We start from the raw sequence: 17,483 nt of genomic DNA on the forward strand, positions 1-17,483 counted from the left end.
ATTAATATAGAGTACTTAATATATATGTATACAATATTTAAAAGGAAAATTATTATAAAGGATAGTATATCTAGATTAAAAAATTCTAAATATACTATCTTTTTTATTATGGTTATCCAAGCCATCTATATTTATAAGCCAATAAACCAAAGAAGCCACCTATTATAGCAAAGATAATAGAAACAATTAATAAAGTTATAGGTTTATCACACCAATAATTAATTCTTTTAAATAGATACATGTCTAAAAATTTATTATTCATAACATAGCACCTCATATTTCTTTAATTTAAGTTAACTTTTATAAGATTAAGCTTAGAGCTTATTTTGAAATTTTTTAAGTCCATCATTTAAATTTTTAGTATCATAGGTTTTGCATCTAAGGATTATTTCATTTTCTTTAGTATCAGTATTCTCAGCAGTTATTTTCATATATTAAATCCTTTCGTGGTTATTGATTAATATAATTATATTAAGAGATTAAGGAGTAGGCAATTAGTATACGGGCGTGATGATAAAAAGATAAGGTAAGATACATATTTCCTAGAAAATATTATTAATTTTTAATAAATGGTTAAATATTAGTAGCTAGAAGATATATATAATGAAATAATTAAGATTAACAACATAATAGATAAAATCATAAAGTAAGATAAAATAAGTGAATAAAAGTATAATAATGTTTATAATTACTTAACTATATGTAAAATAAAAGAAATTAAAGAAAAAAATGCTTGAATGAAAAATAATGTTTTGTTAAATTAAACTAGAATAAAACTACAACAAAGAAGAGAGTGTTTCTTATGATTATGCAAGAATTTACGAATGATTTAGTAGAAAAGTTAATCCCATTAGTTAAAAGAAAGATAGTTATTCCTAGCAATAAAATGTTATTCACTCAGGGGATTAATAGAAATAGTGTAATAATAATATTTGAAGGAGAGTACAAGCTTACTCATATATTACCAAACTCTAAAGAGTTTACAGTAGGGTATTATAAAGCGCCTAATATGTTATTACCACAATTTCTAGATAACAATAATCCTATCTCTCTTTTTAGAGCAGAAGCAAAGAGTAATTGTACTATAGGAATAATTCCATTTGAAGAAGAAAATTTTGATAAAGAGATATGGCGTGATTTTTTTTATTACAACAATCTTATGGCGCAAAAAAATTATCTTCAAATGAGGGATTTATTATTTAATACAAAAAGAAATGCTCTGTTTTCAATTTTAATAAGGTTTAGTAATAGTTATGGAATTAAAGTTGATAATGGAATTAAGATAACTGTAAAGTTATCAAATATTGATTTAGCAGAATACACTGGGACTACTCCTGAAACTATAAGTAGGATATTAAAAATAATAAAAGAGGATGGTTTAATAAAATACCAAAAGAAACATATAGTAATTACAGATATAGAATATATGAAAAAAGAATTAAGTTGTAATTGTTGCAATAATAAATTATGCGGAATTTAATAAATATAAATAATTATATTACATAATATTTTAGAGGAGAATCAGAAAAAGTGGTTCTCTTTTTTAATATATTATATAGAAAATAAAAATAATTAGAAGTTATTTTAAATTTGATTTAAATATAGGTAATTTGAAAGTTGAAATTTGTGATTTTAATAAAATTTAAGAACTATATGAGTATAAAAAAACATAAATATTAACTTTGTAAAAGATTATAAATTAATGATAACCGTCAATTACAATTGAGGTAAATAGATTTATTCTATAGAAAAACGTACTTAAAAAGTAAAGTCTTTAGAGGAGTTATTTATATACATGTATCTAATAGTATTTACTTATAATTTCAGAGATGAAATAAGTTATTCATCTTATATATAAATGCGAGTATATCAAATTAAGATGTAAGTGGATTTATAATTAAGATTAACTATTACTTTACATAACATATATAAGTAGTATATGTATATGTGTATCTTGTTAGAATAAAATTATTGAGTCCTGAGAAAGTACGTTTACACAAATATTACTTATAATAAGGAGGTAAACACTGATGGGACACGTTATTAATAATGGAGATACTGCCTTTATGATTATATGTACTGCCCTTGTGTGCTTAATGACACCAGGCCTTGCATTTTTCTACGGTGGACTAGTAAGAAAAAAGAATGTTTTAATAATTATGATGCAGTCATTTATATCAATGGGAATAGTGACTGTAATATGGATTTTTGGTGGTTTTGGATTAGCTTTTGGAGCAGATCATTTTGGAATTATAGGAAATATAGGAGATTTCTTTGCTCTTAGGAATGTAGGAGTATATGCAAATGCAATGCATGGAGCAACTATACCATTTCTTATGTTCTTTGTATACCAATTGATGTTCTGTGTTATAACAGCACCACTTATGACAGGTGCATTTGCAGGTAGAATAAATATAAAAGGTTATATATGGCTTTTAATAGTTTGGACAATATTAATATATATACCTGTATGTCACTGGGTATGGGGAGGTGGATTCCTTGCTAAAATGGGATTTGTTGACTTTGCCGGAGGTACGGTAATTCATACTAGTGCAGGATTTGGAGCTTTAGCTTGTGTATTATTCTTTGGTAAAAGAGTAATGAAACCAGGAGAAAAAACAGATCCAAATAATCTTGTTATAGTTGCAATTGGTACAGGATTACTATGGTTTGGATGGTTTGGATTCAATTCAGGTGGAGCATTGGCAGCAAATCAATTAGCAGCAACAGCCTTTGTAAATACAGCAGTTGCATTAGCAGTAGCTATGGTAGCTTGGATGATAATAGTAAAAATCAAAAATGGAAGGATTGCATTCACAGATCTTTTAACAGGATCAGTAGCAGGACTTGCAACAATAACACCTTGTGCAGGATATGTAGAACCTTGGGCTGCAGTAATAATAGGAATAGTAGCAGCTATAGTATGTTCATTATGTATATCATTAAAAAACAAAATGAAATGGGATGATGCATTAGATGTATGGGGAGTACATGGAATGGGTGGATTTACTGGAAGTTTATTAATTGGAGTATTAGCAAGTGCTTCAGTCAATGGAGTATCAGCTGGAGGACATCAATTCTTAGTTCAATTATTTGGAGCAGCTTTAGTTGCAGTATATTCATTCGTAGCAACATATATAATCCTTAAAGTTCTTGATAGTATTTTCTCTATAAAAGCTACACCAGAACAACAATTAAAAGGATTAGATGATATGTTATTAGGTGAAAAAGCTTACTGGGATTAGAATTTTAAAACTATAGGATTTATATTATACGTTCAAAGTTATAACAAAACATATAATATAAGGTTAGACAAAATATAATAGTTTACGTATGAAAAATTTCATAATATTACTATGTAAATCTAAGAGCTTATATATTTTATATAGGCTCTTAAGTTTTGTATAAATTTAAAATTAGATGCATACATTACTAAATTATAAAAATTAGATATTAAATCTTTGTGAAAGATATTTTTTAAAAAATATTGTTTGTGTTATAATATCAAATATTCTTATTTTAAAAACTTATAGTACATTTATGAGTAAAGTATAAATTGGTATTATTTATAACAAATATCAGGCTCAGATTTAGAAGACAGCATATTTTTATGACATGGTAATTTTAATAACTGAAATATTAGAAGAATGTTTAAATTAAACACTAAATTTAATAGTAGTTTTATTAAAATTCTAATAGAAGGATACTACTTTATTTTTAGTAAATATAAGAGAAGCAAAAGAAAAATAATTAAAGATTAGGAAGGAGATGCTTTGATGAAAGGTATACTAGTATTAATAGTAGGGTGTGGAGGCTTTATTGGAGCAGCAACAAGATATATAATATCAGATTTTTTTACAAGGAACTTTAAAAATCCAATACCATATGGAACCCTAATAGTAAATGTTGTAGGAGCTATACTTATAGGATTTATTGTTCAGCTTAGCTTAGCGGATTTAGTGTCTCCAAAGGCAAAGTTATTTATAACAACAGGTGTATTTGGAGGTCTTACAACATTCTCAACTTTTTCATTAGAATCCATTACTCTTATTACAAATGGAAAAATACATTTAGGAATATTGAATTTGTTTTTAAATTTATTTTTAAGTCTTATAGGAGTTGTAATTGGGCAATCAGTAGCAAAATTAATAATTGGTTAAGAACTGTTTATTAGATAAAAAAGCTTAAAGTAAATATATTTACTTTAAGCTTTTTTATCTAAGTTTAGTCTATATATAATTTATTTTATTACGCTATATTTAAATATTTGTTAATTTAATACATAAGAATACTATAATCCTTGAATAGGAAAAAATTATTATATAGAATTAAGTTGTTAATAATAAACTTAGGAAATCTATATTATTAAATATATTTAATAATATAGAAATATGACATACTGTTTGGAGGAGAAACTATGCATATACCAGAAAATTATTTAAGTCCTTCTACTTGTGCAGTTATGGGAGCTGTTATGATTCCGGTATGGAAACATTCTATAAGTAAAGTAAGGAGAAACTTAAGTAAAAAGAAAATTCCAATGCTCGGAGTTTGTGCAGCATTTTCATTTCTGTTAATGATGTTTAATGTTCCTGCACCAGGAGGAACTAGCGCTCATGCCGTTGGAGCAGTATTAATAGCTATAATGTTAGGTCCAGCATCGGCCACCATAGCCGTTAGTATAGCCTTATTAATACAATGTTTATTCTTCGGTGATGGTGGAATACTTGCATATGGAGCAAATGCATTTAACATGGCATTTATTATGCCTGTTGTTGGTTATTATACTTATAAATTTTTGAAATCAAAATTAAAAAGTGATAAGGGAGAGTATGTAGCAGCCTTTTTGGGAAGCTATTTAGGATTAAATATAGCAGCGTTATGTGCAGCGCTAGAATTTGGAATACAACCTTTATTATTTAAAAATTCATTAGGACAACCTTTATATTGTCCATACTCATTAGGAGTATCAATACCAGCTATGCTATCAACACATCTTTTAATTGGATTACTTGAAGGGGCTGTTACAGTAGGAGTATATGCTTATATTAAAAAAGTATCACCAGTAATGATCCATGATGCAGGTAAAGAAAACGTAAACACAATATTTAAGTCTTCAATTATTGCTATAATTGTAATGATAATATTAACACCTCTTGGACTTATAGCATCAGGTACAGCTTGGGGGGAATGGGGTGCTGATGAAGTAAAGGATTTAATTGGATATATTCCTAAGGGAATGAATTCAGGTTTCTCATATCATGCGTTTGGAGATGGGTATGGGTTTAGTGGGTTAAGCTCTGTTACAGGATATATATTATCAGCAGTAATAGGAGTAGCAGCACTTATAATATTATTTAAAGTAATTGCAAGCTTTAAGAAAGAATAAAAATATTAAATAAATCATAGAAAGGTTAAAGTAAACACTTAGCTTTTCTATGATTTATTATAATATATGCTGAAGATTTGACTAAGTATAAAAGAGGTGAATTGAGATTTTAAAAATAATTATATATTTTTAGAATCTATAGATTATGGAAGTTAGTGAATGGTTATTAAAGAAGGATGATTATGAACCGGTTAGAGATAAAGAAAAGTTTTTAGATAAAAGTATAGTTGGAATTATAACAATACTTTCTAAGATACGAAGAGAGAATAATAGTCTAGATGGATCAATATATAAAATAAATCCACTTGTAAAATTATCATCTACTATAGGATTAATTATATTTTTATCACTATCTAAGAATATGGATTTTGTATATTTTATGTTAGCATACTCATTAGTATACTTATGTTTTCTAGATGGAATTGCAATAAAAAAGATATTAGCAGTGAGTTTAATAGTTCCTTTATTTACCCTAATAATGTTATTGCCATCTATATTTTTTATGGGAAATACGCAAAGTAGTATAATGTTAGTTTTAAAAATATTTATAACAGTAGTGCTTGTTAATACACTTTCATATACAACAAATTGGAGTGATATAACTAAAGCACTTAAAATATTTTTTATTCCAGATATGTTTATACTAGTATTTGATATAACTATAAAAAATATATATGTATTAGGAGATTTTTCACTTAAGATGTTATATGCATTAAAATTAAAATCTGTTGGAAAAAATAATGAGAAAAGAAATTCATTATCAAGAATTATAGGAAATCTATTTCTAAAATCAAAAACAATGGGTGAAGAGATGTATTCGGCTATGGAATGTAGAGGCTTTACAGGAGAATATATAGTATATTCAAAATTTAAATTTACAGGAGCAGATGCAATATATTTATTTGTTAGCGTATTAATGGTAGTAGTATTTTTTATAGTATAGATATAAAAAAAGTAACTAAAGAGAAGGATGAAGTTTTATGATAAAATTAGAAAATGTACATTTTTCCTATAAGGATAAGATTGCACTTAGAGATATAAATATTGAAATAAAAGAGGGAGAATCAGTAGCACTAATTGGACCTAATGGTTGTGGTAAGTCTACATTATTGAAGATTTTAAATGGTATTTTAAATCCAGAAGAAGGAAAATATATATTTGATGATGATGATATTACAGAAAAGAAATTAAATGATAGTACATTTTCAAAAAGTTTTCATAAAAGAATTGGATTTATATTTCAAAATTCCAATGCTCAGCTTTTTTGCTCAACAGTATATGATGAAGTAGCTTTTGGACCAAGACAGATGGGGTTAAGTGAAAATGAAGTACAAAAAAGAGTTAATGATTGCTTAGAGTTATTAGATATAAAGGATCTTAAAGATAGAGAACCATATAATTTAAGTGGAGGAGAAAAGAAGAGAGTTGCAATTGCTAGTGTGCTTTCTTTAAACCCAGAAGTTCTTGTATTAGATGAACCACTAAATGAAATAGATCCTAAAGGGAAAAAATTCATAAGAGAATTATTAATAAAGCTTAATGAGAGTGGAAAAACAATAATATGCTCTACACATGAGTTCGGATATGTAAAAGGAGTTTTTAAAAGAGGTATAGTATTTTCTGAGGATAATCATATAATAAAGGATGATGATTTTGAAAAAATATTTGAGGATATTGAGTTTTTGGAAAAGAATAATATTTTATAAGAAAATATTTTATATGAATCATATATAAATATATTTATATAAAAAATAGACGGAAACTTTTTTAGAATAGTAACTAAATAAAAAAAGTTTGGAAAACAATTGACAATTAAAAAACAGTGGTATAAAATATAATAAAATTTAATGAAGACCAAAATTAAATTCTATGACGAGAAAAAGTAAGTATATTATTGTTCTACAGAGAGTTGGCATTTTGCTGTAAGCCAATGTTCAATGTATTTCCGAAAATCATCTCTGAGAAGTAAAGCTGAAAATATTTTTTAGTAAGTTTTATCGGATTTTCACCGTTACAGGAAAGGCGTATTAAGATGTACGTAATTAAGGTGCTATAAACATACTTAATTTATATATTAAATTAAGTTTTATTATAATAATTTGTTTATAGAATTAGGGTGGTAACGCGATTAGACCTCGTCCCTTTTATAGGGACGGGGATTTTTTTATTTTTTTGGATTTTAAGAGCAGTATACTTTAAAAATTTAATAATTAGTGCTTAGATAAATTCTTATAAAAAAATGTATGTATATAATTTATACCACATTGTAGTTTAGCGTTACTACATAAATTAACAGAAAAAAAGGGGGCATTTATATGGACATAGAGGTAGACATAAAACTGGAATGATTTAAAAAGTAAAATGATTAATTGGGGGAATTTTAAAATGAATAGTTTATCAAGAAAAGATTTAGTACTTGTAAGCTTAATGCTTTTTTCATTATTTTTCGGAGCTGGAAATCTAATTTTTCCACCTTTTTTAGGACAAGCAGCAGGAAATGCAACATGGGTCACTATGGTAGGGTTCTTTATTACAGCAGTTGGGTTTCCTATTCTAGGAGTTATTGCAGTAGCAAAATCTTCAGGACTTCACAACCTAGCAAGTAGAGTACATCCTCTATTTGCAACGGTATTTACAGTTCTTATATACCTTTCAATTGGACCAGGACTTGGAATTCCAAGGGCAGGAAGTTTACCTTTTGAAATGGCTGTAAGACCATTTCTACCAGAAGGATTAATATCACATGGATTAGCATTATTCATCTATACATTTGTATTTTTCTTAGTAGCATACTGGCTTTGTTTAACTCCAGCTAAGTTAGTTGATCGTATGGGTAAAATTTTAACACCAACTTTATTAATCTTAATTTCAGCAATTTTTATAGCTAGTGTTTTTAAGCCATTAGGTTCTTATGGAGAGGTAACAGGAAGTTATATAGATTCACCTTTTATAAGTGGATTTTTAGATGGGTATATGACTATGGATACAATTGCAGCTTTAAATTTTGGTATTGTTATATCACTTGTAATAAAATCTAAAGGAATTAAAGGAGAAAAGGCAGTAGTTAAGAATTCAGTAAAGGCAGGAATATTTGCAGGAGGATTATTAATTATAATCTATTCAATGTTAGCCCACTTAGGAGCAACAAGTGGTGGAAGGTTTGGTGGAACTGAAAATGGAGCACAAACCCTTGCAAATGTAATGTTATATATCTTTGGTGATGCAGGAGCTGTACTTCTTGCAGTAATCTTTACATTAGCTTGTCTTACAACTTGCGTTGGACTTATAACTTCATGTAGTCAATATTTTGTAACATTAAGCTCAAAGGTAAGTTATAAAACTTGGGTTAGAGTTCTTTCATTATCAAGTATGGTACTAGCTAATATGGGACTTACAAAGATTCTTAAAGTATCAATTCCAGTTCTTGATGCAATATACCCTATAGCTATAGTTTTAATTATGCTGGCAATGTGTGATAAGTTCTTTAAAGGAAATCAAATGGTATATGGAGTGACTATAGGAATTACTTCTTGTGTAAGTGTTATCTATGCATTAAGTAATGCGTCTATTAATATTTCAGTCATTGAAAACATGGTTAAGTGGTTGCCATTTTATGATAGAGGATTAGGATGGGTACTTCCAGCTTTATTTGGAGTAGGTATAGGTATGTGTTTAAATTTAGTTAAGGATAAAGTAGTAAATAAAGGGTTATTAAGCGAGGAAGAAGCTTCTTAATAATGAGATAGAATAATAAAATTTAAATTATAAAATCTGAACTATTTTAGGATATTATAAATTAAAGGAATAAAATTTTATTAGTTATTATTTAAAAATAAAGTACTGTATAGATTTTTTCTATACAGTACTTTTTATAATATTGAAATAAAATTATTAATAATAAATATAAAAGTTTTACTTTACATTATTCTTCAATAGGAATAAAGACTTCCTTACTAGAACCACAAACAGGGCATGTATAATTATCGGGAATTTCATCACCAACATAAATATATCCGCAGACAGAACACTTATAACTTTTCTTAGTTTCACTGGAAGCAGTATCTTTATTATAATTATTATCTTTAGTAGAATTGTTATCTTCTAAAAGAGCAAAGGCATCCTTACTGGCACCGCAAACAGGACATGTATAATCATCGGGAATTTCATCACCAACATAAATGTATCCGCAGATAGAACACCTATAACTTTTTTTAGTTTTATTAGAATTATTAGCTTCATCAGAAGTAGTATCTTCAGTAGAATTTTTGTCGTCCAAAAGAACAAAGGCTTCCTTGCTAGCACCGCAAATTGGGCATTTATAATCATCAGGAATTTCATCACCAACATAAATATATCCACAAATAGAACACTTATAGTTCTTCTTAGAACCATTATTATCATCCTTAGATGTACTAGTAGATACATCGTTGTTTATAGTTGGTGTATAGCTAGAAAGTCTTTCACAGACCATTCCCTTTGGACCTAAAGTACCACTTCTATCAGTATAAGTTGTATGAAGTAATTCTTTAGCAAGGTCACTAAGTGGTTCACCATAAAACTCTTCATAAACACGCTTTATATCAGGGTTTTCATAACTTGATCTTATAGACTTATGCTCATCTCTATTATATAAAGCATGAATTCTTTTAGAACGAATATTATCAACCATAGGGATAGCGCTCTTAGGTTGTCCACCTCCACCTATGCAACCACCACGACAAGTCATAACTTCAACAAAATCATAAGAAACTTCAGAAGCATGTAACTTATCTATTAATGTCTTTGCATTATCAGTTCCATGGACAATTGCAACTTTTAATGATAGATCTCCAATGCTAACTGTTGCTTCACGAATATCTTCAAGTCCACGAACTGGAGTTAAATCTAATAATTTTTCAGGTGGGTTTTCATTTGTAATAAAGTAATAAGCTGTACGAAGGGCAGCTTCCATAACTCCGCCTGTATTTCCAAAGATAATTCCACCACCAGAAGCTTCTCCCATAAGCTTATCATATTTACTTGGAACTAATGAATTAAAAGAAATATTATCTTCTTTCATCCATTTAGCAAGTTCTCTAGTAGTAATAATATGATCCATATCTCTAAGTTCTGGAATATTATTATAAGAAGCAGAAGCATTCATTTCAGGACGACGAATTTCAAATTTTTTAGCAGTACATGGAGTTACAGTTACATTAACAATATCTCTAGGATTAATTCCTTTTGCCTTTGCAAAATATGTTTTAATAGTAACGGATTGCATACCAATAGGGCTTTTCACTGAGGAAATGTTAGGTAGAATACTTGGATAGAAGACTTCAGCAAATTTTACCCAAGCAGGACAACAACTTGTAAATTGAGGTAAGGGTTTTGTTTTCTTAGTTATACGCTCAATAAGTTCAGAGGCTTCTTCCATAATAGTTAGATCAGCTGCAAAATCAACATCTAATACATAATCAGCACCAAGAGCTCTAAGTGCAGCTACCATTTGACCTTCAACAAAAGAGCCAGCAGGTAAATTAAATTCTTCTCCAAGTGCTACACGTACAGAAGGTGAAGTGCTAAATATAACAATCTTTTTAGGATCCTTTATAGCCTCACGAACCTTCTCATACTCATATACTTCAGTTATTGAATTGGCTGGGCATACATCAGCACATTGACCACAATTAATGCATATTGCCGTATTACCAGTACTATCAATATCATATAGTCTTCCAACAGCAATATCATTTTCACAGACACGTCTACATTGACCACATTTAATACATAATTCTTCATGTCTTTGTATAGATGGATTATCCTTTTCGATAGGAATTCTAATGTTTAAAAATTCATGTTTACTCATAAAATTTATTCCTTTCACACACAAAACTATTAATTTTCAATTATATGACTATTATAAAACTTAAGTAAATATATAGAAACAAATGTAGGTAAAGGTTTTAATAAAATATCATATTTGTTAAAAATATACATAGTTAATTAATATTATTAATTAAAAAGTATTATGATGTAATAATTATTTTTAATATGAAAGTTATAATACATGAAATTTCTTTACAAAAATTTCAAGTAAAAATATAATTATAAATAAGAAAAAATAAAAAACCCTACTGCAAAAAAGTATGGTTTTATTTTTATAATATTTAAATTACACATAAATTAAATAAAGGAGATGACAATATGTTTTATGCGCCTGCATTTTCCCTTCTTTTTAAGTAAAAAAGAAGGGTGGTTTAAATGATAATAAAAAATTTAATAAGTACTTTTAGTAATATAGAATATAAAAAGATAAATAATATAGCAATACCTTTAATGCTAAATAAATTTTCAGCAATGATTATTAGTATATGTGATGAAGCAATGATTGGAAGAGTATCCTTACTAGGATTTGCTTCAGTAGGTATTATATCAACTACTGTAAATAGTATAACAGGAGTATTAGGTTCTATTTCCGTAGGATTTAATATAATTGGTTCAAGATGTAAGGGTGAAAATGATTATGATAAATTAAAAAGTAACTTTATGCTTAATATATTTATAAGTACTATAGTTGGATTGATATTCTTCCTTGGAACTTTAAAGTTTGGATATTCTTTAATTGAAAATTTATATGGTCTTAAAGGAGAAACTTTAGTTCAAGCTGTTGAATACTTTAATATATTTAGTCTATCTATTGGATTAAATATGATACTTTTTACTTTTTCCTCTTACTTTAAAATTATGAATAGGACAAAGTATATACTATATGGAAATGTGATAGCATCAGTAGCTAATGTATTATTTGACTACATACTTATATTTGGAAAACTAGGCTTTCCAAGGCTTGGAATTAAGGGCAATGCAATTGGATCAATACTGGCTCTTGTTTTAAATGTTGTAGTATATGTAATTGCTATAAGGAAAGATGAAGTTATAAAAATTTTAAATTTAATTGAAAATTTAAAGGATACTATAAAGTTATCTATGCCAATAATGGGAGAAGAAATACTTGAATCGACAATACTTATTATAGGAGTAAATTCAATTTTATCACGAATAGGAGTTTTAGAAGTTTCAGTATATAACTTACTTTTATCAATAGTAGGCATTGCATCTATGCCAATATATGCATACTCTCAGGCTTCACTTACAATAATAGCAGAGAATTTAAGCGCTAAAAATATTAGACTTATTAAGGTAACATCTAGAAGATGTTTGTTACTTTCTATGATATTTTATTTAAGTTTATCAATAATATTTTTAATGCTAAAAAATTATATACCATATTTAATAACAGATGATCAACAATTAATTAAAAGTTCTATTGAATATATGACTTTAGCTTTTATTATAAATATTTTATATATTCCTTTAACTGTATATAAGTATAGTCTTCAAGGGTGTGGTGATGTAAATTGGGTATTTATATCATCAATAATAATTAATTCTATAGGGATGATTTTTATATTTTTATTTACTAAAGTATTAAGTCTTAGGTTATATGGAGTGTATATTGGTATGTTATTAAACTATATGCTTCTATCTGTAGCTTTTTATAGAAGATATAAAAATTTAAAATTATAAAGGATTAAAATAATAACTATATTAATTATAGACAACGATAGTATAGACAAAGATTAAAAATTAATAAATAAAAAAGAATATAGACAAGCTAAAAAGTTATTAGATTCATTACAAAATAAAAAATTAAATGGATACTATGGCTCCTGGGTATAAAACATTAAAAATTAATAAAAATGCAGATGCAGAGTATAAAATTTGTCAGGGTATTTTCAATAGATTAATAAAATATATATTTAAATTAAATAAAAAAGTTACTTAAAGTAGCTTTCTTATTTTTTGCTATATTTATAGGGCACAATATTAAAAACATCTATATAAAAATAAACTTATAATTATTATTTAAATTTTTGAGGGAATTGTCTAATGATACCTTCAGCAATTATATCAGCAAATTTAATCATATGATCTTCACCTTCATCAAATGCTTCAATATCTTTCTTCCAATCCTTATTTAATCTATTTACAGCTTGCTCTGTGACAAGTTGTAAGTGTCTATATAACATATCTTTTAAAACTTTATTTGAATATTTAGGATTAGCAGAACTTAAAAAATTAGCTATTTCATCTGCATTTTCATACCATAGTTTATTATACTTTTCTAAGTCTCTCTTCTTTCCACTTTTAGCAGCATCAACAACTTGTCCGGCAAGTTTTATATGATCTCTTAATAGAGCAGCGAACTTATCTCCAGCTTCTTTACCATAATAAGGTTTGATTGAATTACCGATATCATCTTGATTTTTAAGAAGTCTTTCTAACACAGGTTCCTTATCTTCAAGTGAAGCTAAATCACTTAAAATAAAGCTTCTAGTCCATAAGACATGGTCTATCCAAAGCTTTCTCTCAGCCATTTTTAAGTCACAGGAAGCCTTACTGTAAGATTCATCTTTATAGGATGTATTTTCTATAGTCATAGCTTTTATTGGGACAAAAACTAAATTAAATAAAAATAATAGCAATAGGGAATTTTTTATGATTTTTTTCATTATTAATTACTCCTTTAATTGTTAAAAGTCTATCTTAGTTTGTTCAAAGCAGTAGCTATGTATACTAAAATATTGAGTTTATTGAATTAAAAATTATAAGAGTAATTGGCTACAAATCTTTATAGGCATTTACTTTTGTATACATATATATTTTATTAGAATAAGTTAAATCAAAATAAATTTAATATATAGAAAAAATAGAAGGAAAAATTTTTATGAAAAAATATAAGTAAAAATGAATTCTATTAATAAAATATTCATATAAATTGAGATGAGTATTTATTAAAATAGATAATTTGAATGAAGTAATAAAACATAATGTTTATATGCAGATTTGGTGAATAAATATGAATTTTGAGATGGTTGATAAGGGCTTGTAATGTTGATTTGTGAATAAATATACAAGATGAAACTTTTAATATAAAAAAGTGTTTAAAGTATATACTACTAGGCACTTATGAATAAAATTTAAAATTTTATTTTAAACATTGATTAAGAATATATTTCCTTAGTATAATTAATTAACCAATTTATTAATATAAAATTAAAAATATTAATAAAATTTGAAAACAAAAAGGGGGACACACAAATGAAAAAAATATTAAGGCACTTATTACTTTACATAATGATAATCAGTTGTTTTATCATTCAACCAATTCAAGTTACTTATGGTAGTGAATTGAATAAAAATGCACAAAATAGTGATTTGGGACAAGTTAATAGTGATGCTATCAATAATGGAATTTATAATTTAACTTATAATCGTAATGAAATATTATCAGCAAATGGAGATCAAATAGAAAGCTTTGTTCCAACTCAAGGAAAAAGAGAGTCAGGAAAATTTATAGTAGTTAACCATGAGAAAAAGAATATCTCATCAAGAACAGCAGATATTTCCCTAATTGATGCTGTAACTGATAGAACTTATCCAGGAGCAATACAGCTTGCTAATAGATCACTTGTAGAAAATAGACCAGACATAATAATAGCTAAAAGAAGACCTCTAACTGTGAGTGTAGATTTACCGGGGATGGGAAGCGAAAATAAAGCTGTAGTAGAAAATCCTACATACTCTAATGTATCAGCAGCGATAGATACTCTAGTATCTAAGTGGAATTCTAAATATTCCCAAACACATACATTACCATCAAGAACACAATATTCAGAGTCAATGGTATACAGTGAATCACAACTCTCAACGGCACTTAAAGTTAATTCTAAAGCAGTTGGAACTTCACTTGGAATAGATTTTAATGCAATATCTAAAGGTCAAAAAAATGTTATGGTTGCTGCATACAAGCAAATATTCTATACAGCAAGTATTGATTTACCTGAAAAGCCATCAGATTTATTTGATGAAAGTGTTACCTTTAAGGATTTACAAGCAAAAGGTATAAATAATGAAAATCCACCTGCACTAGTATCAAATGTTTCTTATGGAAGAACTATTTTTGTAAAGTTAGAATCAACATCAAAAAGTAAAGATGTAAAAGCTGCTTTTAAAGCATTGTTACAAAAGGGAAATATTGAAAGCAATTCAGAATACAAAGATATACTTAATCAAAGCTCATTTACAGCAGTAGTATTAGGTGGAGACTCAAAAGAACATAACAAAATCATAACTACTGATTTTAACGAAATCAGAAATGTTATAAAGTCTAACGCTGAAATGAGTGCTAAAAATCCTGGATATCCAATATCATACACAAGCGTATTTTTAAAGGATAATGCTATAGCTTCAATTAATAATAAGACTGATTATGTAGAAACTACATCTACAGAATATTCAAGTGGAAAAATATCTTTAGATCATAGTGGAGCCTATGTAGCGAGATTCTATGTTACTTGGGATGAAGTTTCTTATGACAAAGATGGAAATGAAGTTTTAAAGCATAAGGCTTGGGATGGAAATGGATATGATAGAACAGCTCATTTCTATACCGAAATCCCACTAGATGGGAATGCAAGAAATATAAGAGTTAAAGCAGAAGAGTGTACAGGTCTTGCTTGGGAATGGTGGAGAACTGTATTTGATCAAAAGAATGTTCCTTTAACAAAACAAAGCACTTTTTCAATTTGGGGTACAACATTATACCCAAAAAAGAGTGTAGAAGTAGATATTTAAATAAAATATTTAATCTTGGGTACTAAAATTAATATTAAAAATAAATATTAATGATTGAGTTATAAAAGCAAATAACATTGATGCTTAAAAATAAATATTTAAAGTGAAATAAAAGGCTTAGAAGATATAGATTTATAACTTCTAGGCCTTTTTTATTAATTTCAGTTAAGTTTAGATTTTGTATGTATTTATCTACGTTAATAAGTATCGGATTTTAATGTTTAAATTATATAAATTAATTTTAGTATTTAATTGATAAAGGGAAAGGAATAGAAAATTTAAGTAGCAGTGGATACTATAATATTTTTATACCTAATATGAAAATATTAAGTAGTGAATATAAAGAATATCATGATGAACCCGTAGAACTAAATGGAAAGTTAGAAAAATAATTAGGGATGAGCTATTATCATAGTAAGAATGTTAAAATAAAGGTTTTTAAAATATAATTAATATTTTTAATGGAGGTTTATAGAAAATATAGTAAAATATATATGGGTTATAATTAATATTAAGGGATTTAGGGGGAGAAGGATGGATAGGCTTTCATGGAAAAGTATTTTAGATAGTTTTAAATATATACTAAAGATTGATTGGATGGGATATTTTATTATACTTTTAAGTCCGATGATAGGATATTTACTTAGTACAGTATTTAGTATTTTTTTCTATAGCTGGGTTACAGAGATAAGCTGTAATATATCTATTATTACTGTTGGTGTTCTACTTTGTATTAGAAATAATGAAGAGAAAAAAGAGTAATATAAAGTATTTTACACATGATATTTATTGTTTATAAAAACATAATAAAAGGTTTAGAATTTATATTTTTAGATTCTAAACCTTTTATTTATTAGTTACTTTTAAGTATAGATTTTCCTTTTACCTTGTTTGACAAGTAAAAGGATAAAGTTCCAATTATTATATATACTATTGTAAATGGCATTACACCACCCATGTTATAGAGTAGATAGCTTGGTAGTATTATAGATATAGAAGATAGTACTAATCCTACTATAAAATCATTTTTTGAAGTTTTACAAAGTATACCTTGAATGATAAATGCAATTGGGAATATAAGATATAATCCAACTAAGATATATTTTGAAAATGGATTTAATTGATCAATGAATATTAATGAAAGTATAAGTAGGCTTGGTAGAGCTATAGAAATTATTTTTTTCATAATTAATCTCCTTTATGATAAAATATACTTTAATTACATTATATGTTAATTGAATTTCTAAAGCAATTAAAATTGGTATAAGTTTAGCAAGTATAAAAGAATATATAGTATAAATTAAAATAAGATATAAAACTTGTAATAGAAGATATTATGTAGAAGCAATTTATTATAAGATAGATGAGAAAACTTTTATTAAGAATTAGTAAAGTATAATAAATTTGTTTATAA

The 17,483-nt window shown here is 26.9% G+C and carries 14 protein-coding genes and 1 other annotated feature; of the genes, 10 read left to right on the plus strand and 4 right to left on the minus strand.

Annotated features, from left to right (window positions below; genetic code table 11):
- Positions 1-112: 112 nt before the first annotated feature.
- Positions 113-262 carry a hypothetical protein gene (locus JOC62_RS02075; RefSeq protein WP_204593494.1) on the minus strand — a complete coding sequence of 50 codons (150 nt, stop codon included), beginning with the start codon at positions 260-262 and terminating at the stop codon, positions 113-115.
- Positions 263-802: 540 nt separating this feature from the next.
- Between JOC62_RS02075 and JOC62_RS02080 the strand changes: the two genes are divergently transcribed.
- From JOC62_RS02080 to brnQ, 7 genes are all read left to right on the plus strand, one after another.
- Positions 803-1,480, plus strand: coding sequence for a Crp/Fnr family transcriptional regulator (locus JOC62_RS02080; RefSeq protein ID WP_204593495.1), 678 nt, complete (start codon positions 803-805; stop codon positions 1,478-1,480).
- A 550-nt stretch (positions 1,481-2,030) separates the two neighbouring features.
- The gene (locus JOC62_RS02085) at positions 2,031-3,245 is read left to right on the plus strand and encodes an ammonium transporter (protein WP_204593496.1); all 1,215 of its coding nucleotides are present in this window, start codon (positions 2,031-2,033) and stop codon (positions 3,243-3,245) included.
- A 528-nt stretch (positions 3,246-3,773) separates the two neighbouring features.
- Positions 3,774-4,160 (plus strand): fluoride efflux transporter CrcB, encoded by a 387-nt coding sequence (gene crcB / locus JOC62_RS02090; protein WP_204593497.1) that lies wholly within the window; start codon positions 3,774-3,776, stop codon positions 4,158-4,160.
- A 257-nt stretch (positions 4,161-4,417) separates the two neighbouring features.
- Complete coding sequence (cbiM, locus tag JOC62_RS02095) at positions 4,418-5,389, plus strand: cobalt transporter CbiM (protein ID WP_204593498.1); 972 nt, start codon at positions 4,418-4,420, stop codon at positions 5,387-5,389.
- Positions 5,390-5,534: 145 nt separating this feature from the next.
- A complete protein-coding gene (locus JOC62_RS02100) occupies positions 5,535-6,332 on the plus strand; it encodes an energy-coupling factor transporter transmembrane component T family protein (RefSeq protein ID WP_204593499.1) in 798 nt (265 codons plus the stop codon).
- Positions 6,333-6,369: 37 nt separating this feature from the next.
- Complete coding sequence (locus JOC62_RS02105) at positions 6,370-7,095, plus strand: energy-coupling factor ABC transporter ATP-binding protein (protein ID WP_204593500.1); 726 nt, start codon at positions 6,370-6,372, stop codon at positions 7,093-7,095.
- Between the two features lie 154 nt (positions 7,096-7,249).
- Positions 7,250-7,535, plus strand: a binding site (T-box leader).
- Positions 7,536-7,774: 239 nt separating this feature from the next.
- Positions 7,775-9,124 carry a branched-chain amino acid transport system II carrier protein gene (brnQ, locus tag JOC62_RS02110; protein WP_204593501.1) on the plus strand — a complete coding sequence of 450 codons (1,350 nt, stop codon included), beginning with the start codon at positions 7,775-7,777 and terminating at the stop codon, positions 9,122-9,124.
- Positions 9,125-9,311: 187 nt separating this feature from the next.
- On the opposite strand, the gene JOC62_RS02115 is transcribed toward brnQ, so the two are convergent.
- Positions 9,312-11,237 (minus strand): [FeFe] hydrogenase, group A, encoded by a 1,926-nt coding sequence (locus JOC62_RS02115; RefSeq protein ID WP_204593502.1) that lies wholly within the window; start codon positions 11,235-11,237, stop codon positions 9,312-9,314.
- 395 nt (positions 11,238-11,632) lie between these two features.
- On the opposite strand from JOC62_RS02115, the gene JOC62_RS02120 reads away from it, so the two are divergent.
- On the plus strand, positions 11,633-12,958 hold the full coding sequence (locus tag JOC62_RS02120; protein WP_204593503.1) for an MATE family efflux transporter: 1,326 nt from the start codon (positions 11,633-11,635) through the stop codon (positions 12,956-12,958).
- 335 nt (positions 12,959-13,293) lie between these two features.
- Here JOC62_RS02120 and JOC62_RS02125 read toward each other — a convergent pair whose 3' ends face one another.
- Positions 13,294-13,944, minus strand: a complete 651-nt coding sequence (locus JOC62_RS02125; protein ID WP_204593504.1) for a glycosyltransferase — start codon at positions 13,942-13,944, stop codon at positions 13,294-13,296.
- Positions 13,945-14,533: 589 nt separating this feature from the next.
- On the opposite strand from JOC62_RS02125, the gene JOC62_RS02130 reads away from it, so the two are divergent.
- Both JOC62_RS02130 and JOC62_RS02135 read left to right on the plus strand, forming a co-directional pair.
- Positions 14,534-16,069 (plus strand): thiol-activated cytolysin family protein, encoded by a 1,536-nt coding sequence (locus JOC62_RS02130; RefSeq protein ID WP_243424983.1) that lies wholly within the window; start codon positions 14,534-14,536, stop codon positions 16,067-16,069.
- Positions 16,070-16,603: 534 nt separating this feature from the next.
- On the plus strand, positions 16,604-16,831 hold the full coding sequence (locus tag JOC62_RS02135; protein ID WP_204593505.1) for a hypothetical protein: 228 nt from the start codon (positions 16,604-16,606) through the stop codon (positions 16,829-16,831).
- Between the two features lie 91 nt (positions 16,832-16,922).
- On the opposite strand, the gene JOC62_RS02140 is transcribed toward JOC62_RS02135, so the two are convergent.
- The gene (locus JOC62_RS02140) at positions 16,923-17,255 is read right to left on the minus strand and encodes a hypothetical protein (RefSeq protein WP_204593506.1); all 333 of its coding nucleotides are present in this window, start codon (positions 17,253-17,255) and stop codon (positions 16,923-16,925) included.
- Positions 17,256-17,483: the final 228 nt, after the last annotated feature.

Origin of the sequence: Clostridium sardiniense, from assembly GCF_016907995.1 — a bacterium.
In the GTDB taxonomy this organism is placed as follows: Bacteria; Bacillota; Clostridia; order Clostridiales; family Clostridiaceae; genus Clostridium; species Clostridium sardiniense.